The organism is Candidatus Poriferisocius sp. (assembly GCF_965204145.1).
Classification (GTDB): Bacteria; Actinomycetota; Acidimicrobiia; order Acidimicrobiales; family Bin134; genus Poriferisocius.
This window is the reverse complement of the sequence record NZ_OZ241977.1, coordinates 437865-464751: the sequence shown is the minus strand read 5'-3', so window position 1 is coordinate 464751 and position 26887 is coordinate 437865. Positions and strand designations below refer to the sequence as shown.

Below are 26887 nucleotides of genomic sequence, written 5' to 3'. Positions count from 1 at the left end.
GCTCTCACTCTAACCATCTCCCGTCAGCAGATGGGAGAAATCTGCGCCGAAGGTCACCGTGATATCAGCGGAGGCATTGGGCAGCTCTTCGGCGATGACCGAACCGGCGCCCAAGGCGTCTCGGTAAGCCTCGGCGTAGGCGGCGAAGCCAACGTCGTGATAGGCGACTTTGGTGGTTTCCCATCCGAACTCCGCGGCATTTCCGATCCGCGTGATCTGCGCACCGGCCCGGCTGAGCTCTCGAGCCGCAGTTTTGGTGAGCTCAAGGTCTCCAACGCCGTTGAGCAACCGAACTCTGGGCAAGCTCCCGCTCGAAGCCGAGATGGGAAACGGGATGACCTCCCTCACCTGCCTGCCAACCCGCTCCGGATTCACTACCACTGCCCCACTGTCATCGACCCCCCCGATGATCGTGCTCATGAACACCTCACCCGCAGCGAGGGCCCGCCCGAATCGGCCCATCCCTCGGTCAGTCTCGCCAGGAATGACGTTGGGCGCGGTCGACTCCCCTACCTGCCTCAGCCAACCCCCCCAGAACGACAGGTGACGAGACAAGGCATCGAACGGCGACTCGCCCGGGCTGCGCCCTGCCAAATAAGGCCCGACATCGGCCGCGGCCAAGTTCACCAGACCGGCCCCGAACCGGGTCTCCCCATCAGGCCCAACGAGCGGAACAGCACTGATGAAGGCAATAGGCTCCACCGCCGACACCAACGCCGCCCAGCTGCCATCGTCCACCACCTGCGTCTCGCCGGGGCGGATATCCAACAACTCGGCAATCGAGTCGGCTACTCCCGCGCTGGCCGACTCGACCCAGCGTTCGCTAATCGACCCTCCAGAGGTCAACGTCTCAGGGGGAATGAACAGAACCGCCCCTTCGACTCTGGGGTCAGTCAGCGCCAGCAGTGTGACCCCGTGGAGAAGTTCGCCGTTGGCATGGATCAATAGCAGCGTGGGCGTGGGGTCTACAAAAGCCTCGTATCCGGGGGCGGCGGGATCGACCGGGGCGCCCACCTCCGTGCCGTCGCTGCTGCTGGAAATGGCCGACCACCCCAGCCACACCAGCAGCGGCACCGCGGCGGCTAGACCCAACACCAGCAGCGGCCAGCCCCAGCGCCACCAGCGTGGCGATCCCTTCCTCGGCACTGCGCCACCGGCGCTTGGCGTGGAATCACCCATACAGTCTCTTTTGGCGGCAGTAGGCCAGCGCGGCGGGAGGAACCAGGCCGTCGAGCGGCTGACCGGCGTCAGCCCACGCCCGCACCTGAGTGCTGGACAGGTCGACCAGCGGACAGTCCACCACCCGGTGGGCTACCGGCGGGCGCTCCCCCATAGCACCAGGCCGGTCCACTACCACCACTTCGGCCATCTCGGCCATCTCCTCATAACGGTGCCAAGTGTCCAGGCCTCCGGCGGCGTCGCTGCCCAGAATGAGGAACAGGGAGCCATCGGGGTCGGCGGCCCGGTAGGCCTCCAGGGTGTCCACCGTGTAGGTAAGCCCACCCCGGTCGATCTCCACCGATGAGGCCGCCACCCCGTCAATGCCCTCAACCGCAGCCTCCACCATGGCCAATCGATCCTGAGCCGGACTGAGCTGGGGTCGGTCCAGCTTTTGCCACGGCTCGTGAGCTACCACCAGATCAACCCGATCGAGCTCTAGCGCTGCTCGCACCCGAACGGCAACCGCGATGTGACCGACATGTACGGGGTCGAACGTGCCCCCGAAAATCCCGATGTGGCTCACAGTTTGCAGTGTACGAAACCTAGGGCCAGTTCCTTGTTACCCCCCGAGCAGCCGCGAGCCGAATAATTCGTGCGGGCATCAGTGCAACCCAACGGTAATTTCGCGAGTCAATAGTGAAAGGCAACCGGGAACAAATGAGGGGGCAAATCGGTTGCAGTTCATGAAGACAACAAGACAGGAAAAAATGGACGATTCAACAGGCCAATACCTCAACGCAATCGGCTTGGTGCCGCTCCTCACCAAAGAAGACGAAGTACGGCTTGCCCAAACGATCGAGCGGGGCCGCGAGGCCCAGGAACGATTGGACGCCGGAGAAAGCAATCCCCGGCTGCACACCCAAGTGCGGGAAGCAGCCAAGGCCAAGGAGCGCTTCATTCGAGCCAACCTTCGCTTGGTGGTGAGCGTGGCCAAGAAGTACCCCCTGCCCACCGGCATGGAGCTGCTCGACCTGGTCCAAGAGGGAAACCTGGGCCTAGACCGGGCAGTGGAGAAATTCGACTGGCGCAAAGGGTTCAAGTTCTCCACCTACGCCACGTTCTGGATCCGCCAATCCATCGGCCGGGCACTCGACCAGAAGGCCAATCTGATCCGGCTTCCCGGCGAGCGTGCCGCCAGCCTACGGGCTGCGATACGCCAAGCCACCGGGGGCGGTGAAGAGCTCGACTCTGAGCACGCCCTACTCCATCGGCTCACCTCGCTCACATCGTTGAACACAACAGTGGGCGACGACAACAACAGCGAACTGGTGGACCTCCAGCCCGATGGCGGTCCCGGCCCCGAAGATCTGGCGCTGGTCGCCGACCAGTCGGCCACGCTGGCTGGGCTGCTCAGCGATCTGGACGAAAGGGCCCGGTTCGCAGTGGAAATGCGCTACGGGCTCATCGACGGGGAAAAGCACAGCTACCGAGAGATCGGCGAAGCGCTGGGGCTGACTTCAGAGGCCATCCGACGCATCATCGGTCGATCGCTGGACTCGGTACGAGCCCGGGCCGAGCTGCTGGACATCGACGCCGCGTAGCCGCCCGCAGAAATTCAGTTTGCCCAATACCCGGCGACAGGCGAGCATTTTGCCATGAGTTCGGCCCCAGTCGAAGCGGCCAGCAGTATCCCGAGCGCCTGGCAACCCGCGTCTTGGCGCGATCGGCCAGCAGCCCAGCAGCCGCAGTGGCCCGACCAGACGTCGCTGGACATAGTGCTCGAAACCCTCGCCGGGCTGCCTCCGCTGGTTTTCGCCGGGGAGGCCCGCCAGCTCCAAAGCCAGCTCGCCGAGGCCGCCGCCGGCCGGGCCTTCGTTCTCCAAGCCGGAGACTGCGCCGAGTCGTTCGACGGCGTGACCGCCGACAGCATCCGCGACAAGCTCAAGGTCATCCTGCAAATGGCCGTGGTGCTGGCGTTCTCCGCCGGTGTACCCACGGTGAAGATCGGCCGGATCGCCGGCCAATTCGCCAAACCCCGATCGTCGTCTACTGAGGTGGTGGACGACGTGGAGCTCCCCTCCTTCCGAGGCCACATGGTGAACGACATCAGCTTCTCCGAGCACTCCCGGGTCGCCGATCCCGAGCGCCTGGTGCGGGCCTACCACCAGTCGGCGTCCACCCTCAACCTGCTGCGGGCCTTCACCAAAGGGGGCTACGCCGACCTCCGCCAGGTCCACATGTGGAATCAGGAGTTCATCGCGGCCAGCCCCGAAGGGCGGCGCTACGAGAAGGTGGCCGACGGCATCGACGCCGCCCTGCGGTTCATGGGCGCCTGCGGTATTTCCACCGACGCCCCCGAGCTGCATCAAGTGGACTTCTACACCAGCCACGAGGCGCTGGTGCTCGACTACGAGCAGGCCCTCACCCGTCAAGACTCCATCACCGGCCAGTGGTACGACTGCTCGGCCCACATGCTGTGGATCGGCGAGCGCACCCGCCAGCTCGACGGGGCCCACATGGAGTTCATGCGGGGCATCAAGAACCCGCTGGGTTGCAAGCTCGGGCCCACCACATCGCCGGCTGAGGTTCTCGAGCTGTGCGAGGTTCTCAACCCGGATCGCATACCCGGCCGACTCACCCTCATCAGCCGCATGGGCGCCAAAAAGGTGTCCGAAGTGCTGCCTCCGCTGTTGGCTGCGGTGCGCGATGCCGGCCACCCGGTGCTATGGGAATGCGATCCCATGCACGGCAACACCTACACCACCGCCGGCGGGCGCAAGACCCGTCACTTCGAGGACGTGATGGCCGAGATCGACCGCTACTTCACCGCCCATGCCGAGGCTGGCACCTGGCCGGGTGGCATCCATGTGGAGATCACCGGGGATGACGTGACCGAATGCGTGGGCGGGGCCGAGGCCATCAGCGACGACGACTTGGAACTCCGTTACGAGACCATGTGCGATCCCCGGCTCAACGGCCCTCAGAGCCTCGAATTGGCCTTCCGACTGGCCGAGCGGCTCAGCGACTGACGCGGCGACAATTTCCTTTTTCGGATAAATCAGATCAAATCACTCGGGATTTGATTTCAGGCCGCTACCCTGATAAACAACTAATCGGATCAAAGTAGTCCGATTTAGTTCCCCGCCTGAACCCCACCCAAATCCCATACACCGAAGAAGAGAGCCCGATGGTCACGGTCCAGATCGACAACACCGCGGTAATCGACCCCGCTCAGCAAGCCGACATCGACAAGTTTGAGCGGATGCTGGCCCGCTACAAGGCCGGGGAGATCCCCGAAGACGTGATGCGGGTGTTCCGCCTGAACAACGGCGTCTACGGCCAGCGCCAGGGCGGGACCAACCAGATGGTGCGGGTCAAGATCCCCGCTGGCATCGCCCACCCTGAGCACTTCGAGGCCCTGGCCCACATCGCCCGCACCTACTCCCGGGGATGGGGCCACATCACCACCCGCCAGAACATCCAATTCCACTACGTGCAGATCGACGACGTTCCCGACGTGATGCGGGTGCTGGCCTCGGTGGGGCTCACCACCCGGGAGGCCTGCGGCGACACTGTTCGCAATGTGCAGGGCTGCCACCTGGCCGGCGCCTGCCCCCACGAGGTACTCGACATCACCGCCTGGGCCCGGGCCACCGCGCTGCACTTCCTTCGCCACCCCTACGCCCAGCGCCTGCCCCGCAAGTTCAAGATCAACTTCTCGGGCTGCGCCACCGACTGCGGCCAGGCCATGTTCAACGACGTGGGCATCATTGCCGCCACCCGGGAGGTGGACGGCGGAGTCGAGGCCGGGTTCCGGGTGTTCGTGGCCGGCGGCCTGGGGGCCAACCCCCACCCCGCGCTGGCTCTGGAAGACTTCACCTCCCGAGAAGATCTGCTTCCCACCATCGAAGCCTGCCTGCGGGTGTTCGACCACGACGGCTACCGCGATAACAAGCTGCGGGCCCGCATGAAGTGGCTGGTGGAGAAACTGGGCTTCGAGGAGCTTCAGCGCCGCATCTTCCGGGAGCGCAAGTTCCTGCTGGCCTCCTCAAGTTGGCCCGGCGGCATCCCCGACCTGGTGAAGGTCCACGGCGACGCCCCCGCCGGGCGCCATGCCGAGGTGGAGGCCACCCCGGTGGGCCAAGGGGTTCCGGTGTCCATCGGCGGCCGGGCACCCTACGAGAAGTGGGAGCAGGCCAATGTGGTGCGGGGCGCGGCCAAGGGCACGGTGTCGGCTTATGCCTGGGCTCGGCTGGGCGACATCACCGCCGACCAATTCGACTCCCTGGCCGACATCCAGCGGGAGCTGGGTGCAGAGTGCCGGGTGACCAATCGCCAGAACATCGTCTTCCGCGACTTGAGCGAGCACCAGCTGCCCCGGCTCTTCGAGGCGCTGTCGGCCATCGGCATGGCCGAGGCCGGTGCCGAGCTGCTGCGAGACGTGGTGGCCTGCCCCGGCGCCGACACCTGCAGCCTGGCCGTCACCCAATCGCGGGGGTTGGCCGACGCCATCGGCAATCGCCTAGACGAAGAGGGTTTGGCCGAGGTGGGCGGTTTGCGGATCAACATCTCCGGCTGCACCAACTCGTGCGGCCAGCACCACGCCTCCGACATCGGATTCTTCGGGGCCGAACGCCGGGCTCACGGCCGCTCTGCGCCGGGCTACCAGATGCTGCTCGGCGGCTATGTGGGCGACTCGCAGATCCACTTCGGCACCAAGGCCCTGCGTCTTCCCGCCCGCAATGCTCCCGAAGCGGTGGTGCGGGTGGTGCGCCAATTCACCGCCGAGAGGGAAGCCGGGGAAGAGTTCCGCCACTGGCTGGAGCGCAAGGGCGGATCCCGTGAGGTGGGCAAGACGCTGACCGACTTGGACGAGTTCCCCTTGCCCGACGACGGACCCGAGTTCTACGTCGATTACGACGAGACTGGCCCCTATGAAGCGGTGATCGGCGACTCGGAATGCGCCACCTGAGCTCTTCCGCAACCTGCACCCCGATTGGCGACTCTGAATGCCCAACCTGACTGTTCCGTCGTTTACCGACGCAGAACTAGCTGCTCTCAACGAGGAGTTCGAGCACTTGCCTGCGGAAAAGGTCATCCAGTGGGGGGTGGACAACTTCTCTCCCCACTTGGCGCTGGCCGCGTCGATGACTGATGCCGTGCTGATCGATTTGGCCGTGAAAGTGGACCCGGCCATCGAGGTGGTGTTCATCGACACCGGCTTCCATTTCCCCGAGACGCTGGAGACGGTCGAGCGGGTGCGGCGCCACTACGGCCTGAACCTGCGGCTCATGACCGTGGCCCGCCATGACCCCGATCTCTGGAACATGGACCCAGAGAACTGCTGCTCCGCGGTCAAGGCCGGCCAACTCGACCGGGCGCTCGCCGGCAAGGCGGCCTGGATGAGCGGCCTTCGCCGGGTGGAGGCCGTCACCCGGGCATCGGCCCCCATCGTGGTGCGCGACCTGCGGGGTCTGGTGAAGCTGAACCCCATCGCCACCTGGACCGACGAGCAGGTGAACGACTACATGGCCGAGCACCGGGTTCCGTTCAATCCTCTGTTGGAGCGGGGCTATCCCTCAATCGGCTGCATGCCCTGCACCAAACCAGTGGCCCCCGGCAACGACCCCCGCTCCGGCCGCTGGGCTGGCACCGACAAAACCGAGTGCGGCCTGCACGATTAGGCGCTTTCGGCCTCTCGATTGAAGTCATCTTCATCCCGGCCACCGCGTAGGGTGTCCGCCATGTCTGCTTTGGATATGTCGCCGAATACCGGGGTCGTGGTCACTGGTGGGGGGTCCGGAATAGGTCGAGCCTGTGCTCGCGCCCTTGCCGAGGTTGGACGACCGGTGTCGCTGTGGGACCTCAACGGCGAGGGGGCGGCCGAAGCGGCGGCCTCCATCTCAGCCGACTGCGGGGTGGCAACCCACTCGGTTGGCTTGGACGTGACCGACAGCGCGGCGGTGGCCGTCGCGGTGACCTCCGCCCGGGAGGCGCTGGGCAGCATCGGAGGCCTGGTCCATGCTGCTGGCATCGTGACCGCCATGGACATCGACCATCTCACTGAAGAGATCTGGGACTCGGTGCTAGGGGTGAACTTGCGGGCCGAGGTGTTCGTGGCCAAGGCCCTGTTGGGCGACCTGCGCAGCCATGAGGGGTCGGCCATTGTGGGAATCGGCTCCATCATGTCGGTGGTGGGCAGCCCGACAATTCCGTCCTACACCGCCTCCAAGCACGGCGTGGTGGGGGTAACCAAGTCGCTGGCCAACCACCTCGGCCCCGACGGCATCCGGGTGAACGCGGTGTGCCCTGGCTACATCGAAACGCCGATGACGGCCCAGATGATGGCTGACGCCCCGACCAAGGCCGCCTGCGTGGAAAAGTCCCCGCTGGGCCGGGTGGGCATCCCCGAAGACATCGCCAAGGCAGTCCGCTTCCTGATGTCCGATGAGGCCGGCTTCGTAACCGGCACCACCCTCATCGTTGACGGGGGCGTCACCAGCCACGACTGAGTTTGGAGCCAGGCGAACTGCTCCCATCTGATACCTGCAATCGCGGGTCTTGACGTATTCCCTCCCACAACTACGTTTGATCAAACAAGTGGGCTTGGGGTCAAGACTAGAGGAGCGCATATGGCTATTCCGACACCTGATTTTGATGAGCTCCGAGCAATAGCCGACCGGTGGGGCCTCGGCCTTGGACAAGATCAACTCGAGATTCACCAGGCGCTGGTGGCAGGTGCCTTGGGCTCTTATGACCATGTCGACGCAATGTATGACGAGTCCAGAGCTTCGGCACCCATCCGCGACAGCAATAGGCCCGATGACGCCGACAACGAACTGGGAGCCTGGTACGTCAAATGCGACATCCAGGAGAAGAAAACAGGCCCGCTTGCCGGCAAGACCTTCGCCATCAAGGACAACGCCGCTGTGGCGGGAGTTCCCATGATGAATGGGTCGCGGATCCTTGAGGGCTATGTCCCCACCGTCGACGCGTCTGTCGTTCGCCGAATCCTTGACGCGGGCGGAAGAATCATCGGCAAGGCCGCGTGCGAAGACCTTTGCTTCTCGGGCGCCAGCCACACCTCAGCCCTCGCTCCGATCAGGAACCCGTGGGATACGTCAAAGACTGCCGGAGGCTCGTCCGGCGGAAGCAGCGCATTGGTTGCCGCCGGCGAAGTCGACATGGCCATCGCCGCTGACCAGGGCGGTTCGATCAGGATTCCGTCGGCGTTCTCAGGCACTTGCGGGCTGAAGCCCACGTTCGGCCTCGTGCCGTACACCGGCATCTACCCCATCGAGTGGACCATCGATCATGTCGGCCCAGTGGCCCGAAACATGAGCGATCTCGCAACGTTCTTGACAGCCATTGCCGGTCCAGACGGCAACGATCCCCGCCAACCCAATGCCCTCTTTGGCATCGACTATGCCGAGGGAATCGAAGACGGAATCGAAGGCCTGAGAGTGGGCGTCGTGTCGGAAGGGTTCGGATGGGAGAACCTCAGCGATCCTGTCTCAGACTCGATTGTCGAAGCCAGCGCGAGTCGTCTCGCGGACCTCGGCGCCACCGTTGAGACCTTCTCCATGCCCGAGCACCGCGACGCATTGCACGTCTGGAATGTCATTGCCACTGACGGAGCGATGTGGCAGATGATCCGCGGCAACGGCTACGGCATGAACTACAGAGGCCTGTTCGATCCTGAGCAGATCGAGTACACCAAGCGCGGGTGGGAATCCAAAGCCCACCTTGTGTCGCAGACCTTGAAATTTGTGATCTTGTGCGCGGAGTACATGGCCGACCGCACCGGTGGCGGCGCTTACGCCCGCGCCTCCAATGTGCGGCCCCAGATCAACGCCGCTGTGGATCGCGCCCTCCAGAAGTACGATGTCCTCTGCTATCCGACTCTGCCGTTCGCCGCCAAAGCCATCCCATCGAGCGATGCCCCAGTCGACGAGTACGTGGCAAGGGCCCTAGAGATGATCCCGAACACTTCGGTGTCGAATGTGACCGGCAATCCGGATCTGACGATTCCCGTCGCCGGTGGACAAGGGATGCCGGTTGGCATGAGCATTGTCGGCAAGCAGTGGGACGAGGCGACGCTCTTGAGAGTCGGGCGCGCCTATGAGAACCATGTGGGCGGTTTCGCCTTGTCACCAATGGCCCAGAAGGCCCGAGCCGGATGCAGTACCTAGGCGCAATCGAACTGGCGGATGCTGACGACCTTGAGCGACTTGCCCTGCTGAGCGAGGATTTGGTGGGGTTCTTGGACCCTGGGGCCCTCGCCCAGAGGACCGCAGTCGATCTCTATCGGATACTGGGCCTTCCGCTCGTATCGGTTGCGGTTCGAGAAGGCTCATCCCTGTTTGCCATGCGGGGCGTACACGGGGCCCGCAACGACCGATTTCGCCAAGTCCAAGTCTCAACCGGAAAAGGACTCGGTGGCCGGGTGATGGTCGAGCGGCGACAGATCGAGGTGCAGAATTACGCCGACGATCCCCGGATCACGAATCACTTCGTAGATGTCGTCAATGCCGAGGGACTCGGCGGGATGCTGGCGGTTCCCGTTGAGTACGACACCGAACTGGTGGGAATTCTCTACGGAGGGATCCGATCCATTGGTTCTATCGGTGATCGCGCCAAGACCATTCTCGCCGAAGCCGCCGCAAATATCGCTCCCATGATGGCGGCATCGATTCGCGCTTCGACTGCGATACAACAGCGAGTTGATGCGGAGCGCCAGCGGATTGCCAGTGATTTGCATGATGACGTTGGCCAGCTCCTCTTCTCGATCAGCGTCGCAGCACAACGCCTCCGCGACAGTGGAGATGAGCACTTGGCCCAGGTAGCAGTGGGGATCGAAGAACAGGCGCAAGAAGCGACAAAGCGCATGCGCGAAGCCTTCAAGGTTATGGCGCCGAGCTCGCAGACAGAGGCAGTAGCAGTTGCCTTGCAACGCGAGACCGACGACCTCCAGTCGCGATCGGACCTCAAGGTCCACCTCATGGTCCGAGGCAACATGCGCCCGCTGCCCACACCAGCCGAAGCGGCGCTCATCGGCGCAGCGCGGCAGGCGCTATTCAATATCGAGCAGCACGCATCTGCATCGCTCGTGGTGGTGACGCTTCACTTTGAGGCAACCAGGGTTTCGTTGGTAATCCAAGATGACGGCCGCGGGCTGCCCGATGATTTCGAGCTGCAAGTCATTCCGCGCGGTGATCGCCATTGGGGACTCGCCTCGATCCTGAGACAGGCGCAGCGCCAAGGCGGTGACCTCGAAGTGGCGGCAGGAGAGGACGGCGGGACGATCGTTCGGATCTCGCTGCCGCTTGAGGCCGCGTAATGGGTGCGTCAGTGTTGGTGATCGACGACCACCCCGTAGTGATCGACGGCGTGCGGCAGCTCTTGGCGAACGAGCCTGATCTGACATTGGTCGGCGAGGCGATGACGGGCGCAGACGGTGTTGAGTTGGCGAAGTCGCTGGCGCCCGATGTGGTCATCTTGGATTTGAAGCTCGGCGACAACTTCGCCCCGCATCTGTGCCGATCACTGACCGACGTGTCAGGCCATTCCCGTATCCTGATCCACACCGCGTTCGACGACCGCGAGCCCCTTCGGGCGTGTCTGAACGCCGGCGCGGTGGGAGTCGTGCTCAAGGATGGCAGCAACCTCGTCGATGCGCTGAGGAAAGTGCTCGCCGGCGAGCTGTTCGTCGATCCCTCACTCGTGGAAGATCCCCACACGCGAGCAGTCTCGCTGGGCAAGAACGGAGGATTCTACGAATCGCTGACCCTGCGGGAATACGAGGTGCTGTGTGTCATGGCCCTCGGCCTGACCAGTAAAGAGATCGCGACCGAATTGCATCTGGCCGAAAACACCGTCCGCTCCTACATCCAATCGCTGCTCACCAAGTTGCACGCCCGCAATCGGATCGAGGCCTTGGCGACGGCCAGACAGTTGCGACTGCTATGACTGGTGAGCCCCGCGCCGATGATGAAGTCGTCGATCTTCTTCGCCGTCTTTCCTACTCACTTGCAGGGATGGTTGATGTCCGGGCTCAAGCCGAGCAAACGGTCGAGATGCTTACCGAGTGTCTCGGGCTGCCGCTGACCAGCGTCGCGGTTTGCGATGCGCCGTCGTCAACATCGATGTCGATGCAGGCTTCGCGGGGAACTCGGACGAGAGACTTCGATCAGCTCAGTTTCTGCGCCGGGCAAGGGCTGGGGGGAAGAGTGATGTCAACGGGCGGCTCGATTGTCGTCGAGGACTACGCCACTGATCCTCAGATCACCCGAGACTTTGTCGACGTTGTCTCAAGGGGCGAGGGGATTGGCGGCATAGCCGCGGTTCCCGTGGCCAGCGGGGATGATGTGCTCGGCGTGCTCTACGCCGGCGTTCGCTCCGTTGGAAGCATCGGAGACCGATCGCTGCGAGTAATGCGACAGGCCGCAGACGCTTCAGCACCAGCCTTCAGGGCAGCGATTGGAACCGAGGCGATCATGAAATACTTGGTGGCTACCGAGCGCCATCGCATTGCCGGTGACCTTCACGACGAAGTCGGCCAATTGCTGTTCAGCATGGGTGTGTCAGCCACACAACTACGAGCTGCGGGAGGCGACAATTCGGCCCTGTTCGAATTGGCCGAACAGATCGAACAGCAGGTTCAAGACGCGGCCGGGAACCTCCGCCGGGCCCTTCACGTTCTGTCGCCGCAGACCTATGACGAAGCGCTTCCCGTCGCCCTGCTGCAAGAGCTCCAAGACTATTCAACTCGAACAGGGGTGTGGTCGCAGCCAATTTTCCAGGGCACAGCATGCGAGGCAATCGCGCCGTTCGAATTTCCTGCCGTGCAGTTGGCACGGGTCATCTTGCGCTGGCTGGAGACCCAGGCCGACGTCAAAATCACCATTCTCTGCGCAGAATTCGGGGCCAGCGAGCTCGTGCTCACTGTGCAACACGATGGCGGCACAGCATCGAGCGGCCCTGAGGTGGATGAGTTGATTGCGACAATGAGGCAGCATCTCCACTCGGGCGCGGATTCGATTCAGGTGCAAGCTGCCGCCGACGGCACCAACATGATCCAGGCGAGACTGGTCGCCGAATAGCGCCAAGCCACCTGATTTTCCGACTACTGCCCGCGGAGCTCAACTCGCCTTATTTTGCCTGAGACGGTCTTGGGCAGTTCGTCGACGAACTTGATTTCACGTGGGTACTTGTACGGTGCTGTTGTGGCCTTCACGTGCTCCTTGAGCAGTTCGCCCAGCTCTGCGGTGGGCAGGAATCCGTCGGCAAGGATGACGAATGCCTTGACGATTTCCCCACGCGCCGGGTCTGGCCTCCCTACCACCGCTGCCTCGGCCACGGCGGCATGCTCGAGCAGAGCCGACTCCACCTCGAACGGCCCGATGCGATAAGCGGATGACAAGATCACATCGTCAGCGCGACCCACAAACCATATGTAGCCGTCGCGGTCACGAGTGGCCCGGTCTCCAGTGAGATACCAGCCGTTGCGAAACACCTGCGCGTTCTTCTCCGGGTCGCGCCAATACTCCTTGAACAAGCCAACGGGGCGCTCGGGCTCTATGCGTACTGCGATATTGCCCTCGTCGCCGTCGTTCACGATATTTCCGTCGTCGTCGACGATCTGGACGTCGAAACCGGGAGCAGGGAGGCCCATCGAGCCGGGGCGCACCTCGATGCCCGGAATATTTGCGACGATATTCACGGTCTCTGTTTGCCCATAGCCGTCGTAGATTTGGAGTCCCGTGGCGTTGTGCCAGACCTTGATGACCTCGGGGTTGAGCGGTTCTCCGGCAGCAGTCGAGTGCCGGAGTCCCGACAGCTCATACTGCGAGAGGTCCATCTGGGCAAACGCCCGGTACAGCGTCGGCGGCGCGCAGAGGGTGGTGACGCCTTGCTCGCCGATGATGCGGAGCATGCGGTCGAAGTCGGGCTTGCCGATGATGTTCCACATCAACACGGAAGCACCGAGGCGCCACTGGCCGAAGAGCTTGCCCCAGGCAGCCTTCGCCCATCCGGTGTCCGAGACCGTCCAGTGGATATCGGATTCGCCCAGATCGTGCCAGAAGCGTGCAGTGATCTCGTGGCCTATGCCGTAAGAGGCCTGGGTGTGAAGCACCATCTTCGGATAGGACTCAGTGCCGGAGGTGAAGTAGATCAGCATCGGGTCATCCGGCGCCGTGTCCTCAATTGCGGAGCTGGCGCGATCAACGAGGACAGCATCGCGGTAGCAGGTCCAGTCGCTCCGGGGCTCTCCGACGATGATTCGGGCATTGACCGTGGGGCATTCGCCCAATGCTGCTGTCACGGCAGCAAAGCCTTCGCCATCGGTGATGGCCACCAATGCCTCGGCCTTCTGGACGCGATACGCGACGTCTTTGGCCGTTAGCTGCATCGTGGCGGGCATCGGGATCGCTCCCAGCCTGATGCAGCCGAGCAATGCGTCGTACCACTCCACGATTCGCGGCAACATGATAAAGACCCGATCGCCCTTTTTGACACCTAGTTCGGCGAGCAGGTCGGCGGCTATGGAAGCTCGGGTCGAAATGTCGGCGAACGTGTACCGGTTCGCCGTGGTCCCATCGGGCTCAACGGCGATAAGAGCGAGCTTGTCAGGTTGAGATGAGGCCCAGCGGTCAACGACATCACGGACGTAGTTGAATCGCGGCGGCACGTCGAGCGAAAACGTTGAGCGAAGCTGTTCGTAGCTGTCTCGCGTCAACATGGTGGCCCCCTTTCAGGATTCACACCCTCAAGCGCCCTCGAACCTGCGGCCAACCTTCATTCGCGGGTAGTTGGCTCCAATCCTGCAATCGCGGGTTACGAGACATCCGAGGTCGCGGTGAACTCGGGTTGCACAACTTTGGGCTTCATTCGAGTGATTCGTGCTCGAAAGCAGCCACCTGGGGTTGCCGGATTTCGGGGTCCCCAGCTCAAGGAAGGAATTGCACTGCCAATGAATGCTCCAAGAGAACACCGTATTAGGAGTCGGTGGCTGCGGATCGCCGCAGTCTTGTTCGCGTTTGCTCTGTTCGCCGCGGCTTGCGGCAACGATGACGATGACCAGACCGAGCCTGCCGGAGACCAAGCCAGCCAGGTGGAGCAACCCGCGCCCGCCGAGGATGATCCCGCACCTGAGCCGGAGCCAACCGAGGCTCCGGCCAGCAGCGACGAGGAAGAAGAAGCGCCGAGCGCCGACGAGAGCACCAGCGAGCCGATCAGAGTGGGGAGCCTGCTCGACGAGACCGGTCCTCTGAACATCTACGGCACGCCCATGGTCGATGCCACCCGTCTGGCCATCGCCGACATCAATGCCAAGGGCGGTGTGCTCGGCCGCCAACTCGAGCTCGTCGCCCTCGACTCCAAGTCGGATCAGAACGAGTACATCACCGGCGCCGACCGGCTCGTCGCCGAAGACCTCGCCGTGGTGCACGCCGGCATTACCAGCGCGTCCCGAGAAGCGATTCGACCGACATTTGGCGAGGCTGAGCTGTTGTATTTCTACAACGTTCTCTACGAGGGCGGTGTGTGCGATCGCAACACCTTTGTCACGGGGGTTGTGCCCACCCAGCAGCTTCAGGTGCTCATCCCCTGGACGATCGAGAACATCGGACCCCGTATGTACATCCTGGCCGCCGACTACAACTACGGCCAGATCTCCGCTGACTGGGTGAGGCACTACGCCGCAGAGCACGGCGGCGAGATCGTGGGCGAGGACTTCTTCCCGCTTGATGTCGCCGAATTCGGCACGACCATCTCTGCCGTGCAGAGCGCGGAACCTGATGCGGTGATGTCCTTGCTCGTCGGCGGCGCCCACATGTCGTTCTACAGCCAATATGCCGCTGCCGGCGTCAACGAGAGCATCCCTGTGGTGTCCACGACCTTCGGGCTCGGCAACGAGCAAGTGGCCCTCGATCCCGTTTCCGCCGAGAACATCATCGTGGCCTACCCATACTTCGAGGAGCTCGATACTCCGCAGAACAGGGCTTTCGTGGCCGCCTGGGAGGCCGAATACGGCGACGATTACCCCTATATCACCGACTTGGCGGTCTACGTGTGGGAGGGCTGGCATCTTTGGGCCGACGCGGTGAATGCCGCCGGAACCCTGGAGCGCGACGCCGTCATCGCCCAGCTTGAGAGCGGAGTCAGCTTTGACAGCCCCAAGGGCATAGTGGCCCTCGACGGCGGATCCCACCACATGGTCCAACCGGTGAGTCTGGCCCGCACCAATGATTCCGGGGGCTTCGACGTCTTCGAGACCTTTGACAACATCCCGCCGTCGTTCGAGCAAGAGTCGTGCGACCTGATTGCCAATCCGGACACCAACGAGCAGTTCACTCCCAACTAAGCCTGCCCCCCTCCGGGCTGGGAGTGGCCCTGCCACCCGCGGGGAGGGTGCCGAGCACCCTCCCCGCCGGGCTCTTTGCCAGTTTCTCGCCCTCCGGAGCGCATCCTGGGAGACTCCGATTAAATGGCCCTTGACCGACTCTTCAACCTCGGCTTCGATCTCTTCTCAGGGATCTCCATCCTGCTCTTGGTGTCCATCGGGCTCGCGGTCATCTTCGGAATGCGGGGCATCATCAACCTGGCTCATGGCGAGTTCATCATGCTGGGCGCGTTCGCCACGCTCTCCGGGGTTCGTAGCGGGTTGAACGTGTGGCTGGCCATGCTGATCGCCGCATTGTCTGTCGGAGTCTTCGGCATCGTGCTGGAGCGTCTGCTCATTCGACGGCTCTACGGCCGCCTGTTCGACACCATGCTGGCCACCTGGGGGGTGTCGCTGATCCTGGTCCAAGTAGTCGACAACCACTATGGATCGGTTACAGAAGGAATCCGGGTTCCGGTGGGCAGCTTCACCGTCGGCGAATTCTCCATGTCGGCCTACAACCTGATCCTCATGGGAGCGGCTGCGGCACTCACCGCGGGCACCTTCACCGTGATGCGGAAGACACGGTACGGGCTGCTGGCCAGAGCGGCTACTCAGTCGCCGACTATGGCCCAGGAACTGGGAGTCAACACCTCGTTGATCAACATGTGGACCTTCGGACTGGGGTCCGCCCTCGCCGGGGCGGCTGGTGCGCTGCTGGCCCCGCTGGTGGGGGTCATTCCCACCATGGGACACACCTACGTCGCCCGATCGTTCATGACGGTGATTGTGGGGGGCCCGTCGTTCATCGCCGGCACGGTGTCGGCCAGCGGGCTGCTGGGGCTGGTGGAGAACGTGGCCACCAACCGCTTCACCCCGGTGATCGGGCAGGCCATGCTGCTAATCGCCGCGATCGTCATCCTGCGGTTCATGCCCCAAGGACTCACCGGAAGGCGCGACAGCCGATGATGGCCCATCTGACCAGGCTTGCCGGCACCGGGGCCCGATCGGCCCGGGGCTCGCTGGGCACTGATCTGTCGGTGGCCGGGCTGGCCCTGGCAGCCGCCGCGACCCTCGGAAACCTGGTGGAAGAGTTCACCGCCTTCGAATGGTCCCTATGGGCGATTCAGGCGATCTTGGCCCTCTCGCTGGTGCTGATCTGGGGCTACGGCGGCATTTTCAGCTTCGGCCAAGCCGCCATCTACGGCATCGGCGGCTACACCTACGGGTTCTGGGCCATCAACTTCGCCGACAACACCGGTGAATCGCTCACCGCCGTTGCGGCGGCCGTTGTGGTGGGCGCGGCGTTCGCCGGGCTTCTGGGCTACTTCATGTTCTACGGCAACGTCACCAACGTGTACGTCGCCATCATCACCTTGGCCACCAGCCTGGTCTTGTTCGCGTTTGTCAACTCCACTTCAGGCTCGGAATATCGGATCGGAGACGCTCCCTTCGGGGGATACAACGGCATGACCCGCATTCCGCGCCTCACTTGGCGACTGCCCGGCGGTGCCAGCCATGAGCTCACCAGGGTCCAGTTCTTCGTCGTGTGCGTGGCGGCCGGATTGGTGATCGCAGTGGGGATCCGGGTGCTCTCTCGGCGCTCATTCGGACGCATCGCAGTGGCGATGCAGCACAACGAGCTCCGCACCGAGTTGACCGGCTACAACGTCCGAGCCCACAAGCTGGCGCTGTTCACCATCGGAGGGGGCATCGCCGCGTTCGCCGGTGCCCTGTTCGCGGCATGGGGCCGATTCATCAGTCCTCCGGTGTTCTCACTCACCCCTGCGGCCCTGGTGGTGATCTGGATATTGGTCGGCAGTCGATTCAGCGTTGCCGGCGCCTTCATCGGTGTGCTGATCGTCGAGGGACTCTCTTCCTGGGCAGGAGGATCAGACGGCAACAACGAGCCGATCGTTCTGGGCGCGATCCTGATCTTCATCGTGCTGTTCCTACCCGGAGGGGTGGTTGCCAATGCGGCAAAGGCTTGGGCGGTCGCGAGCAGCAAAGCAGCAAACCGCTGGTCCGCGCCCCCCGCTTCCCCTGATTCTGCGCAAGCCTCCCAAGTCCAACCTGCGACACCACCGGTGCTCGACTGGATGGCGGAGGCCAACGGAAAGCGCTCCAACTCCCCGATCGCCACCCGCATGGTCACCAAGCGCTTCGGAGGTCTCACCGCGGTCGACAATGTGACCCTTGAGTTCCCCTCAACGGGAGTGTCCTGCTTGATCGGGCCGAATGGGGCAGGCAAGAGCACCCTTTTCGGGCTGCTTTCGGGGCAATATTCGGTGACCGACGGATTGGTGCTGCTGGACGAGCAGAACCTCACCAAGTGGCCGGCCTTTCAGCGGGCCCGACAGGGGATCGGCGTCAAGCTTCAAGTGGCGTCCATCTACAAGGAGCTCTCCGTAAGGGAGAATCTGTGGCTGGCCTGCTTCGCCATGCCCCACAACCGGGCCACAGCCGACGTTCGCACCGAGCAGTTGTTGGAGTGGCTTGAACTCGGCGGTCACGCGCAGAGCCCAGCGGGAACCCTGTCACACGGGCAACAGCAGTGGCTGGAGATCGGAATGGTGGTGGCAACCAACCCCTGCGTTGTGCTGCTCGACGAACCCACCGCGGGGATGACCCGGGAAGAAACCCGGCGAACCGGGGAGCTGGTTTCCCAACTTGGCGAATGGGCGTCGGTCATCGTGGTCGAGCACGACATGGAGTTCGTGCGCCAACTCGGCGCTCCCGTCACCGTGTTGCACCGGGGACGGCTGTTCACCCAGGGCAGCTTCGATGACTTATCCCGCGATGAACGCATCCTCGACATCTACCTGGGACGGGAGTGAGCCCATGCTCCGCCTAGACCATGTACGAGCGGGCTACGGCTCCACTCCGGTTCTCCACGAAGTCAGCCTGTCGCTGGGCTCGGGAGAAATCGCGGCAGTCTTGGGCCGCAACGGCGCAGGCAAGACCACGCTGATGCGAGCCATCAGCGGCACTATTCCATGCAGCGGCGGCAGGCTGAGCTTTGACCAGACCGATCTCGGCTCACTCAGCGCATTCAAACGAGCCCGTTTGGGCATCTCCCATGTACCCCAGGGACGGGATATCTTCCCGAAACTCACCGTTGCTGAGAACCTTCAAGTAGCTGCCTCGGCCGTCGGCAAGTCTCAGAGCAATGACCTTGAAGGGGCATTCGAGCAATTCCCCATACTGGCCGAGAAGCGCAAGGCTCGCGGCGGGAGCTTGTCCGGGGGCCAGCAGCAGATACTCGCCCTCGCCCGTGCCCTGATGGCCCAGCCCAAGCTCTTGTTGCTCGACGAGCCATCCGAGGGAATCCAGCCATCAATTCTGGACGAAATCGCGACCACCGTGGAGCAGATCAACACACAGCGTGGTATAGCGGTGCTTGTGGTGGAACAGAATCTCGACTTCGCCGCCCGAGTTGCCCACCGGGGCCTGATCATGGACAAAGGCGAGATCGTCGAAGAGCTTGACATCACCGAGCTCAGCCGCAACAGGGAACTGCAACGAAGGTACATGGCTCTCTAGCCACTGGCGTGTGACCGACAAGACCATGCAAACAGACGGATAGCAAGGCCAACAGAAAGAAGACCAAGCCCATGAAGCTGTCATCCGACTTGGGGTCTACAGCAACACCGCTGCTGGAGGAGACCATCTCGGCCAACTTGGCCCGCACAGTGGAGGCCCACGGTGATCGGGATGCGCTGGTCTCTGTCGAGCAGGGCCTGCGCTACACCTACAACGAGTTCGCCGCCGCGGTTGACGAGGTGGCGGCAGGTTTGATGGGCATGGATGTGCAGGTGGGCGACCGGGTGGGGATATGGAGTCCGAACTGCGCCGAGTGGGTGCTGGTGCAGTACGCCACCGCCCGGATCGGCGCCATCTTGGTGACCATCAATCCGGCCTATCGGGTTGCCGAGTTGGAGTATGTGCTCAACCAGTCGGGCATCAGCGTGCTGGTGGCGGCAGAGGCGTTCTCCCACAGCGACTATCGGGGCATGATCGAGAAGGTGTGGGACCGGGTGCCCGCCCGGCAGGTGGTCTACCTCCAGACCCAGGATTGGGAGGGCTTGTTGGCTGGCGGACAGGCGGTGTCGGCTGAGCAGTTGGAGGAGCGATCGGCGGGGCTCCTTCCCGACGATCCCATCAACATCCAGTACACCAGCGGTACCACGGGGTTCCCCAAGGGGGCTGTGCTGAGCCACCGCAACATCTTGAACAACGGCTTTTTCGTGGGCGAGGCCTGCGGGTACACCCCGGCCGACCGGGTGTGCATTCCAGTCCCCTTCTACCACTGCTTCGGCATGGTGCTGGGCAATTTGGCCTGCACCACCCACGGGGCGGCCATGGTGGTGCCCTCGGCTGGGTTCGACGCCGCCGCCTCGCTGCGGGCCTGTGAGCAGGAACGGTGTACCAGCCTGTACGGGGTGCCGACCATGTTCATCGCCGAGCTGGGCGAGCCCGATCTCGACGACTACGACCTGTCGTCGCTGCGCACCGGGATCATGGCCGGGTCTCCGTGCCCGGTGGAGGTGATGAAGCAGGTGGTGGACCGGATGAACATGGCAGAGGTGACCATCGCCTACGGCATGACCGAGACCTCGCCGGTGTCCACCCAGACATCGGTCGACGACTCGCTCGACAAGCGGGTGGCCACGGTGGGCCGAGCCCACCCCCACGTTGAGATTCGCATCGCGGACCCCGAGACCGGCGACACCGTGGCCCGGGGTGCAGCCGGTGAGTTCATGACCCGGGGCTACTCGGTGATGCTGGGCTACTGGGACGACGACACCCGCACCGCCGATGCCATCGACGACCAAGGCTGGATGCACACCGGCGACCTCGCCGTCATGGACGACGACGGCTACATCAACATCGTGGGGCGCATCAAGGACATGGTCATTCGGGGCGGCGAGAACGTGTACCCCCGGGAGATTGAGGAGTACCTCTACCGCCACCCCGATGTGGTCGAGGTGCAGGTGATCGGGGTGCCTGACGCCCGCTACGGCGAGGAGATCATGGCCTGGGTGCAGCTGCGGGACGGGGCCTCGTTGGATGCCGACGACATCAAGTCGTTCTGCCAGGGGCAGATTGCCCACTACAAGATCCCCCGCTATGTGAGATTCTCCGACGAGTTCCCCATGACCATCACCGGCAAGATCCAGAAGTATCGGATGCGGGAGATCTCGATCCAGGAGCTCGGATTGGGCGAAGCGGCCCAGGAACAGAACGCGTGATGGCGGCTTTCACCGACGAGCAGGAGGCATTCCGCAGTGTGGTACGCGACTTCGCGGCCCGCGAGATCGCCCCGCACGCCGCCGATTGGGACCGCGATCACGTCTTTCCCACCGGCACTGTGCGGGAGATGGGCGAACTCGGCCTGTTCGGCCTCGTGTTCCCCGAGGAATACGGGGGCAGCGACGCCGACTTCACCACACTGTGCATCGCCATCGAGGAGATCGGCCGGGCCGATCAGTCGATGGGCATCACCCTGGAGGCCGGGGTGACCCTCGGGGCCAAACCAATCTTCAATTATGGGTCTGAGAACCAGAAACAGCAGCACCTTCCCGATCTGGTTGCCGGGCGGGCCTTGGCCGGGTTCGGGCTCACTGAACCCGGCGGGGGCTCAGACGCCGGGGCTACCCAAACCCGTGCGGTGCTCGATGATTCGTCGGGAAACCGGGAGTGGGTGATCAACGGGACCAAGACGTTCATCACCAACTCGGGAACCGACATCACCAGCCTGGTCACGGTCACAGCCCGCACCGACGACGGGGTGTCTTCGATCATCGTTCCGTCGGGAACGCCGGGCTTCGCCGTGGAACCGGCATATCGGAAGATGGGGTGGCATGCCTCCGACACCCACGGTCTGGCATTCGACGACTGCCGCGTGCCCGAGTCGAATCTGCTGGGAGTACCGGGCCAGGGCTTCAACCAGTTCCTGGCCACCCTCGATGAGGGTCGCATCGCCATCGCTGCGCTGGCGGTGGGGCTAATCCAAGCCTGCCTGGACGAGTGCACCGCCTATGCCAACCAGCGCCAGGCCTTCGGAAAGCCCATCGCCAGCTACCAGGCCATCGCTTTCAAGTGCGCCGACATGGCAGTGGCGGCAGAGACCGCCCGGCAGGTGACCTACGCCGCCGCGGCCCGCAAAGACGCCGGTCAGCAGTTCAAAAAGCAAGCGGCCATCGCCAAGCTCTACGCCACCGAAGCCGCAGTGACCGCCACCCGGGAAGCCACCCAGATCTTCGGCGGCTACGGCTTCATCGACGAAACACCGGTATCGCGGTTCTACCGAGACGCAAAGATCCTCGAAATCGGCGAGGGCACCAGCGAGATCCAGCGTCTGGTGATCTCCCGCGAGCTCGGCTTGGCCCCAACCCGCTAGCTGTGCGCCGAACAAGCCCTCGAGTGGTTCGACGTCTGTTAGAACCGGGTGGCATATGAGACAGGTCGAATCCCGGATTGACCCTCGTTCAGAGGTGTTCGGTGCTAACACAGACTGGTACCGGGGGATGGTGGCCACCTTGCGGGAACGACAACAAGAGGCCATCTCCGGCGGTCCTCGTCGGGACCGCTCTATCGAGCGCCATCTGGCCCGCGGGAAGTTGATGGTGCGGGACCGCATCGACTTGGTTATCGACGGCGGGAGTCCGTTCTTGGAGCTGTCCACCCTGTCGGGCTTCGGCCAATACGACGACACCGCACCCGGGGCGGGGATTGTCACCGGGATCGGCCTGGTACACGACGTGCCTTATGTGTTCATAGCCAACGACGCCACCGTCAAGGGGGGGTCGCTCTTGCCGGTGTCGATCAAAAAGCACGTGAGGGCTCAGCAGATTGCCGAGGAGAACGAGCTCGGGGTGATCTATCTGGTGGACTCTGGCGGGGCGTTCTTGCCGCTGCAAGACGAGATCTTCCCCGACAAGGACCATTTCGGCGGCTCGTTCTACCGACAGGCCCGGCTGTCGGCCCAAGGGCTGCCCCAGCTCTCGGTGGTGTTGGGGGGTTGCACTGCGGGCGGTGCCTATGTCCCGGCGTTGAGCGACGAGGTGATCATGGTGGAGGGGATCGGGCGCATCTTTTTGGGCGGCCCGCCCATCGTCAAAGCCGCCCTGGGCGAGATCGTCGATCCCGACGAACTCGGCGGTGCCGACGTCCACACCCGCATGTCGGGGGTGAGCGACTACATCGCAGCCGACGAGCACGAGGCTTACGGCCTCCTGCGCGAGATCTGCCAGTCCACCAACCAGCGGCCCATCGGCGATCGCCAGTCGTGGGCCAACTGGCAACCGCCGGAGCCGCCGGCCTATGACCCGTCGGAGATCTACGGCATCGTCAACGCCGACGACCGGATCCCCTTCGACTCCGTTGAGATCATCGCCCGCATGGTGGACGGATCGCGCTTTGCCGCTTTCAAGCCGGAGTGGGGTTCGTCGATCGTGTGCGGCTTCGCCCGCATCTGGGGCCACCTCGTAGGCATCGTGGCCAACAACGGAATCATCTTCAGCGAGTCTGCGCTCAAGGCCACCCACTTCATCGAGCTGTGCGAGCAACGCCGCATCTCGCTGTTGTTCTTGCAGAACACGTCGGGCTACATGGTGGGGCGCGATTCCGAGGTTGGGGGCATCGCCAAGCACGGGGCCAAGATGGTGGCCGCGGTGGCCAATGCCACCGTGCCCCGCTACACCGTTCTCATCGGGGGGTCATACGGGGCGGGGAACTACGGCATGTGCGGCCGGGGGTTCAACCCGAGGTTCTTGTTCGCGTGGCCCAACTCGCGGATCGCCACCATGGCCGCAGCCACCGCGGAGACGGTGCTGGTGGATATACGCCTCGGCGGCCTCGACGCCGACAGCACCAGCGAAGAAGAGATCGCCGCGTTGCGGGCTGAAGTGAGGAACCAGTACGAGACGCAGTCCGACCCCTACTACGCCACCTCGCGGCTGTGGGACGACGGGCTGATCGACCCGGTCGACACCCGCGACGCCCTCGGCCTGTGTTTGGCCCTGGCCAGCCGCCAAGACGACGCCCCGGCGTCGCGACCCCTCGTCTATCGGATGTGAGCGGGAGGCGGATCCCTTGGAGCAGGAAGCGGAACCTGTGGGGCCGATGAGGATCCTGATCGCCAACCGAGGCGAGATCGCCCGGCGCATCATCCGCACCGCCCACCGCATGGGATTAGAGACCGTTGCGGCCTACTCCGATGCCGATGAACGCGCCCCCTTCGTGTCCGAGGCCACGCTCTCCCGCCGGCTGGGACCCGCCGACGCTGCACTCTCGTATCTGTCGATCGACGCTGTCTTGGCCGCCGCCGAGGCCAGCGACGCTGATGCCATCCATCCCGGCTACGGGTTCCTGTCGGAGAACACCGACTTCGCAACCACAGTTGTTGCCTCCGGCCGCATATGGATCGGTCCCCGACCCGAGACCATGGCATTGCTGGGCTCCAAGATCGAAGCTCGGCGATTGGCCGCGGCCGCCGACATCCCGATCATTCCCGGCTATGACCATTCCCAAGACCCCCGTGACCTTGCCCAGGCAGCTGAGCAAATCGGCTACCCGGTGCTGATCAAGGCTTCGGCTGGCGGGGGCGGTCGAGGAATCCGCATCGTCGACCAAGCCGGCCAGTTCGAGGCCGCGCTCAACCAAGCCCAAGCCGAGGCCGAGCGCGCCTTTGGCGACGGCGCGGTCATCGTCGAGCGCTACATCCAACATCCCCGCCACATCGAAGTCCAGATCGCAGCCGACCATTACAACAACGTCGTCCACCTCGGGACCCGGGAATGCTCGGTTCAGCGGCGATATCAGAAGCTCCTCGAAGAGGCCCCCGCACCCAACCTGCCCGACGCAACTCGATCGGGTCTCGAGACCGCCGCGGTGGCCCTTGGTCAGGCCGCGGGCTACGACTCGGTCGGGACAGTGGAGTTCGTGGTCGACGACCAGACCGGGGACTACTTCTTCTTGGAGGTCAACACCCGGCTTCAAGTCGAGCATCCCGTCACCGAACTGATCACCGGCCTCGACCTCGTCGAGATCCAGATAAGCATCGCCGCCAAGAGGGAACTGCCCATTAGTCAGCACCACGTGTGCTTCGACGGCCACGCCTTCGAAGCAAGAATCAATGCCGAGAACCCGGCCATTGGATTCCAACCCCAAATTGGGACTATTGGGGCCATACGAGTGCCGGACTGGGTCCGCTGGGACAGCGCCGTCGAACCGGGCAGCGAGATTACCCCCCACTACGACTCGATGATCGCCAAGGTCATCTGCTCAGGCCCCGACCGCGACACCGCCCGCAAGCGGCTCGGAGAAGCCCTCGACGAAACAATCATCACCGGCCCCATCACCACCGCAGGATTTCACCGCTGGCTTGTCGAGCAGCCTCCCATTGTCGCCGGGCGCGTCACCACCCGATTCCTCGACGACACCGCCCTGCCCGAGCAACCAGACCCACCCCTCGACATCGCAGCCCAAGCTTGGCTGGCAGCAGAGAGAGCAGCCCGCCAACCGGATCCATGGCACGCAATGGGCCCGTTTCGCACCACCCCTCACCGAAGCCCGCGCCAACTGGCCCTACGCGACTCCCAAGGCGAAGTCCACCGAATAGAGATCGTTCCCGAAGACAATGGCGATGGACGCTCGGCGCCGGACGGGCCATGGCCAGGCACCCACCTCTCGATGGACGGCAACCGGTTTCCCGTACTAGTCGACCGGGCTGGCGAGATGGCGGCCGTCAACGTCGCTGGTCACACCCACACCTTCACTCTCCTCGACATGTCAGAGCTATGGTCGGCCGACTCCACGACAGCCGGCAGCGGCGCTCGCACCCTTGTCGCCCCATTCCCCGCGGCGATCACCGAACTGAACGCCAAGCCCGGAGACAGGGTGTCGGCTGGAGACACCATCGTCGTGCTCGAAGCAATGAAGATGTTCCACACCCTGGCCGCCCCAGCAGCCCTCGAAGTTGCCGAGGTTCGGGTCAACGTGGGCGACCAGGTGGACACCGGACAAGTGCTGGTGGTATTCCACTCCCCCACATCGGAATCCCGAATCCCCTGACTGATTGCGAGGCTGAAAGAGAAATGGAACACACCGGCCACTTGGAACGCCCCGACTGGGTGCGGCGCATGAACTTGTTCGGGACCGCGGTGGGCGATCCGGCCCGATTGGTGGGCCTGGATCCCGATGAGATGCTGGCGGTGGCGGTTGAATCGGTCGGGCTTTCGGACTTCGGCGACGAGCCGGGTTGGGAGGCCGGTTACCGGGCATTGTGCGGTGCGCTTGATGAGAATGCCCACCTGAATGTGGTGGGGCGGCTCAGCGCCCGGGGAGAGATCATTCGCAACCTGCAAAACCGGCTTCGTCTCGTGCACTACTGGCAGGCGAATCCCGAAACCCTGAAGGCCGAGATCGCCAGGCCGGTGTTCATCTCCGGGCCACCCCGTACCGGGACCACCATCTTGTTGGAGCTGCTGGCGCTAGATCCCAACTTGCAGGGGGTGCGGGGATATGAGGCCCACTTCCCGCTGGGCACCCTGCCGGGAACCGGGGCCGACCCGCTGGCGTGCAGCGAGCCTGAACAGGAGTTCTGGGCCGACATCCAGCCCGAGTTCATGACCATGCACGAGCTGCGCGGCGACCTTCCGGTGGAATGCATACACTTCTGCCAGCCGGAGTTCCGCAGCTGGCACTGGCCGATGATGCATGCCATCGGGGATCTCGCCGAACGAGGGGTGCCCCTCGACTTCGACGCGGTGTACCGGTGGCACAAGAACTTCTTGCAAACCTTGCAGCACGTCGAGGGCGCTCCGGCCCAGTTCCTGTTGAAGTCGCCGGCCCACATGGGAACGCTCCCGGACCTGTTTGCCGCCTATCCCGATGCTCGGGTGATCCTCACCCACCGCGATCCGGTCAGGTACGTCGGCTCGGTGGCAAATCTCACCACCACCCTCCAGTGGATGAGAAGCGATGCCGTGACACCGAGCGAAAACGGCCCGGTGATGTTGTTCATCTATCAGATGATGATGGACATGGTGATGGGCCAGAGGGCTTCTGGAGAGGTCCCCAACGACCAGATCGCTGATCTCTTGTTCCGAGACCTAGTAAGCGAACCGGTGACCGCGGTGCGGGCAGTGTACGACCGCTTGGGATTGGAGTTCTCCGACGAGCTGGCCGATGCCATCCCCGCCTACTTAGCCGAAAAGCCCAAGGACAAGTTCGGCAAGCACGTCTACGATCCCGCCGCCCTCGGTCTCGACGAGTCCACCATCCGCGCCGGGTTCGCCGACTACATCGCCCACCACAACATTCCCCTCGAAGACTGAG

General features: G+C 63.7%; 21 protein-coding genes. 18 read left to right on the top strand and 3 right to left on the bottom strand.

From position 1 onward, the window contains the following. Positions 1–9: 9 nt before the first annotated feature. Positions 10–1179: a LytR C-terminal domain-containing protein gene (locus tag ACOGI7_RS02040; RefSeq protein ID WP_419850265.1), complete on the bottom strand. Its 1170-nt coding sequence runs from the start codon at positions 1177–1179 to the stop codon at positions 10–12. Next, positions 1172–1744, bottom strand: a complete 573-nt coding sequence (gene nadD / locus ACOGI7_RS02035) for a nicotinate-nucleotide adenylyltransferase (RefSeq protein ID WP_419850264.1) — start codon at positions 1742–1744, stop codon at positions 1172–1174. Before nadD ends, ACOGI7_RS02040 begins: the two co-directional genes overlap by 8 nt. Positions 1745–1928: 184 nt before the next feature. Between nadD and ACOGI7_RS02030 the strand changes: the two genes are divergently transcribed. From ACOGI7_RS02030 to ACOGI7_RS01990, 9 genes are all read left to right on the top strand, one after another. Then, on the top strand, positions 1929–2762 hold the full coding sequence (locus ACOGI7_RS02030; protein WP_419850263.1) for a sigma-70 family RNA polymerase sigma factor: 834 nt from the start codon (positions 1929–1931) through the stop codon (positions 2760–2762). Positions 2763–2816: 54 nt separating this feature from the next. Continuing rightward, complete coding sequence (locus tag ACOGI7_RS02025; RefSeq protein WP_419850262.1) at positions 2817–4190, top strand: class II 3-deoxy-7-phosphoheptulonate synthase; 1374 nt, start codon at positions 2817–2819, stop codon at positions 4188–4190. Positions 4191–4348: 158 nt separating this feature from the next. Continuing rightward, positions 4349–6133 carry a nitrite/sulfite reductase gene (locus tag ACOGI7_RS02020; protein ID WP_419850261.1) on the top strand — a complete coding sequence of 595 codons (1785 nt, stop codon included), beginning with the start codon at positions 4349–4351 and terminating at the stop codon, positions 6131–6133. A 37-nt stretch (positions 6134–6170) separates the two neighbouring features. Next, positions 6171–6845, top strand: coding sequence for a phosphoadenylyl-sulfate reductase (locus ACOGI7_RS02015; RefSeq protein ID WP_419850260.1), 675 nt, complete (start codon positions 6171–6173; stop codon positions 6843–6845). Positions 6846–6905: 60 nt separating this feature from the next. Then, a complete protein-coding gene (locus ACOGI7_RS02010; protein ID WP_419850259.1) occupies positions 6906–7673 on the top strand; it encodes an SDR family NAD(P)-dependent oxidoreductase in 768 nt (255 codons plus the stop codon). Positions 7674–7793: 120 nt separating this feature from the next. Further along, positions 7794–9353: an amidase gene (locus ACOGI7_RS02005; RefSeq protein WP_419850258.1), complete on the top strand. Its 1560-nt coding sequence runs from the start codon at positions 7794–7796 to the stop codon at positions 9351–9353. Continuing rightward, entirely contained in the window at positions 9341–10501 is a 1161-nt protein-coding gene (locus ACOGI7_RS02000) for a histidine kinase (protein ID WP_419850257.1), read from the top strand. Before ACOGI7_RS02005 ends, ACOGI7_RS02000 begins: the two co-directional genes overlap by 13 nt. 11 nt (positions 10502–10512) lie before the next feature. Then, entirely contained in the window at positions 10513–11130 is a 618-nt protein-coding gene (locus ACOGI7_RS01995) for a response regulator (protein WP_419850256.1), read from the top strand. Continuing rightward, positions 11127–12263 (top strand): histidine kinase, encoded by a 1137-nt coding sequence (locus ACOGI7_RS01990; RefSeq protein ID WP_419850255.1) that lies wholly within the window; start codon positions 11127–11129, stop codon positions 12261–12263. The genes ACOGI7_RS01995 and ACOGI7_RS01990 overlap by 4 nt, the downstream gene beginning before the upstream one ends. A 23-nt stretch (positions 12264–12286) precedes the next feature. Here ACOGI7_RS01990 and ACOGI7_RS01985 read toward each other — a convergent pair whose 3' ends face one another. Continuing rightward, positions 12287–13903, bottom strand: coding sequence for an acyl-CoA synthetase (locus tag ACOGI7_RS01985; protein WP_419850254.1), 1617 nt, complete (start codon positions 13901–13903; stop codon positions 12287–12289). A 288-nt stretch (positions 13904–14191) separates the two neighbouring features. On the opposite strand from ACOGI7_RS01985, the gene ACOGI7_RS01980 reads away from it, so the two are divergent. The 9 genes from ACOGI7_RS01980 to ACOGI7_RS01940 all read left to right on the top strand — a co-directional run bounded on the left by ACOGI7_RS01980 (position 14192) and on the right by ACOGI7_RS01940 (position 26886). Continuing rightward, entirely contained in the window at positions 14192–15526 is a 1335-nt protein-coding gene (locus ACOGI7_RS01980) for an ABC transporter substrate-binding protein (protein WP_419850253.1), read from the top strand. Between the two features lie 123 nt (positions 15527–15649). Beyond that, entirely contained in the window at positions 15650–16513 is an 864-nt protein-coding gene (locus tag ACOGI7_RS01975) for an ABC transporter permease subunit (RefSeq protein WP_419850252.1), read from the top strand. Then, the gene (locus tag ACOGI7_RS01970; protein WP_419850251.1) at positions 16510–18381 is read left to right on the top strand and encodes an ATP-binding cassette domain-containing protein; all 1872 of its coding nucleotides are present in this window, start codon (positions 16510–16512) and stop codon (positions 18379–18381) included. The genes ACOGI7_RS01975 and ACOGI7_RS01970 overlap by 4 nt, the downstream gene beginning before the upstream one ends. A 4-nt stretch (positions 18382–18385) precedes the next feature. Continuing rightward, positions 18386–19087 carry an ABC transporter ATP-binding protein gene (locus ACOGI7_RS01965; protein WP_419850250.1) on the top strand — a complete coding sequence of 234 codons (702 nt, stop codon included), beginning with the start codon at positions 18386–18388 and terminating at the stop codon, positions 19085–19087. Positions 19088–19158: 71 nt separating this feature from the next. Continuing rightward, the gene (locus ACOGI7_RS01960) at positions 19159–20796 is read left to right on the top strand and encodes an AMP-binding protein (RefSeq protein ID WP_419850249.1); all 1638 of its coding nucleotides are present in this window, start codon (positions 19159–19161) and stop codon (positions 20794–20796) included. Further along, positions 20796–21947, top strand: coding sequence for an acyl-CoA dehydrogenase family protein (locus ACOGI7_RS01955; protein ID WP_419850248.1), 1152 nt, complete (start codon positions 20796–20798; stop codon positions 21945–21947). The genes ACOGI7_RS01960 and ACOGI7_RS01955 overlap by 1 nt, the downstream gene beginning before the upstream one ends. A gap of 55 nt (positions 21948–22002) precedes the next feature. Continuing rightward, the gene (locus ACOGI7_RS01950) at positions 22003–23625 is read left to right on the top strand and encodes a carboxyl transferase domain-containing protein (RefSeq protein WP_419850247.1); all 1623 of its coding nucleotides are present in this window, start codon (positions 22003–22005) and stop codon (positions 23623–23625) included. 46 nt (positions 23626–23671) lie between these two features. Continuing rightward, a complete protein-coding gene (locus ACOGI7_RS01945; RefSeq protein ID WP_419850246.1) occupies positions 23672–25621 on the top strand; it encodes an acetyl/propionyl/methylcrotonyl-CoA carboxylase subunit alpha in 1950 nt (649 codons plus the stop codon). 23 nt (positions 25622–25644) lie between these two features. Further along, complete coding sequence (locus ACOGI7_RS01940; protein ID WP_419850245.1) at positions 25645–26886, top strand: sulfotransferase family protein; 1242 nt, start codon at positions 25645–25647, stop codon at positions 26884–26886. Position 26887 lies beyond the last annotated feature (1 nt).

What these genes read in the sequence shown, in the direction of transcription:
- ACOGI7_RS02040 (WP_419850265.1), bottom strand. Translation starts at nt 1,179, where the DNA reads ATGGGTGATTCCACGCCAAGCGCCGGTGGCGCAGTGCCGAGGAAGGGA.
- ACOGI7_RS02030 (WP_419850263.1), top strand. Translation starts at nt 1,929, where the DNA reads ATGGACGATTCAACAGGCCAATACCTCAACGCAATCGGCTTGGTGCCG.
- ACOGI7_RS02025 (WP_419850262.1), top strand. Translation starts at nt 2,817, where the DNA reads ATGAGTTCGGCCCCAGTCGAAGCGGCCAGCAGTATCCCGAGCGCCTGG.
- ACOGI7_RS02020 (WP_419850261.1), top strand. Translation starts at nt 4,349, where the DNA reads ATGGTCACGGTCCAGATCGACAACACCGCGGTAATCGACCCCGCTCAG.
- ACOGI7_RS02015 (WP_419850260.1), top strand. Translation starts at nt 6,171, where the DNA reads ATGCCCAACCTGACTGTTCCGTCGTTTACCGACGCAGAACTAGCTGCT.
- ACOGI7_RS02010 (WP_419850259.1), top strand. Translation starts at nt 6,906, where the DNA reads ATGTCTGCTTTGGATATGTCGCCGAATACCGGGGTCGTGGTCACTGGT.
- ACOGI7_RS02005 (WP_419850258.1), top strand. Translation starts at nt 7,794, where the DNA reads ATGGCTATTCCGACACCTGATTTTGATGAGCTCCGAGCAATAGCCGAC.
- ACOGI7_RS02000 (WP_419850257.1), top strand. Translation starts at nt 9,341, where the DNA reads ATGCAGTACCTAGGCGCAATCGAACTGGCGGATGCTGACGACCTTGAG.
- ACOGI7_RS01990 (WP_419850255.1), top strand. Translation starts at nt 11,127, where the DNA reads ATGACTGGTGAGCCCCGCGCCGATGATGAAGTCGTCGATCTTCTTCGC.
- ACOGI7_RS01985 (WP_419850254.1), bottom strand. Translation starts at nt 13,903, where the DNA reads ATGTTGACGCGAGACAGCTACGAACAGCTTCGCTCAACGTTTTCGCTC.
- ACOGI7_RS01975 (WP_419850252.1), top strand. Translation starts at nt 15,650, where the DNA reads ATGGCCCTTGACCGACTCTTCAACCTCGGCTTCGATCTCTTCTCAGGG.
- ACOGI7_RS01970 (WP_419850251.1), top strand. Translation starts at nt 16,510, where the DNA reads ATGATGGCCCATCTGACCAGGCTTGCCGGCACCGGGGCCCGATCGGCC.
- ACOGI7_RS01965 (WP_419850250.1), top strand. Translation starts at nt 18,386, where the DNA reads ATGCTCCGCCTAGACCATGTACGAGCGGGCTACGGCTCCACTCCGGTT.
- ACOGI7_RS01960 (WP_419850249.1), top strand. Translation starts at nt 19,159, where the DNA reads ATGAAGCTGTCATCCGACTTGGGGTCTACAGCAACACCGCTGCTGGAG.
- ACOGI7_RS01955 (WP_419850248.1), top strand. Translation starts at nt 20,796, where the DNA reads ATGGCGGCTTTCACCGACGAGCAGGAGGCATTCCGCAGTGTGGTACGC.
- ACOGI7_RS01950 (WP_419850247.1), top strand. Translation starts at nt 22,003, where the DNA reads ATGAGACAGGTCGAATCCCGGATTGACCCTCGTTCAGAGGTGTTCGGT.
- ACOGI7_RS01945 (WP_419850246.1), top strand. Translation starts at nt 23,672, where the DNA reads ATGAGGATCCTGATCGCCAACCGAGGCGAGATCGCCCGGCGCATCATC.
- ACOGI7_RS01940 (WP_419850245.1), top strand. Translation starts at nt 25,645, where the DNA reads ATGGAACACACCGGCCACTTGGAACGCCCCGACTGGGTGCGGCGCATG.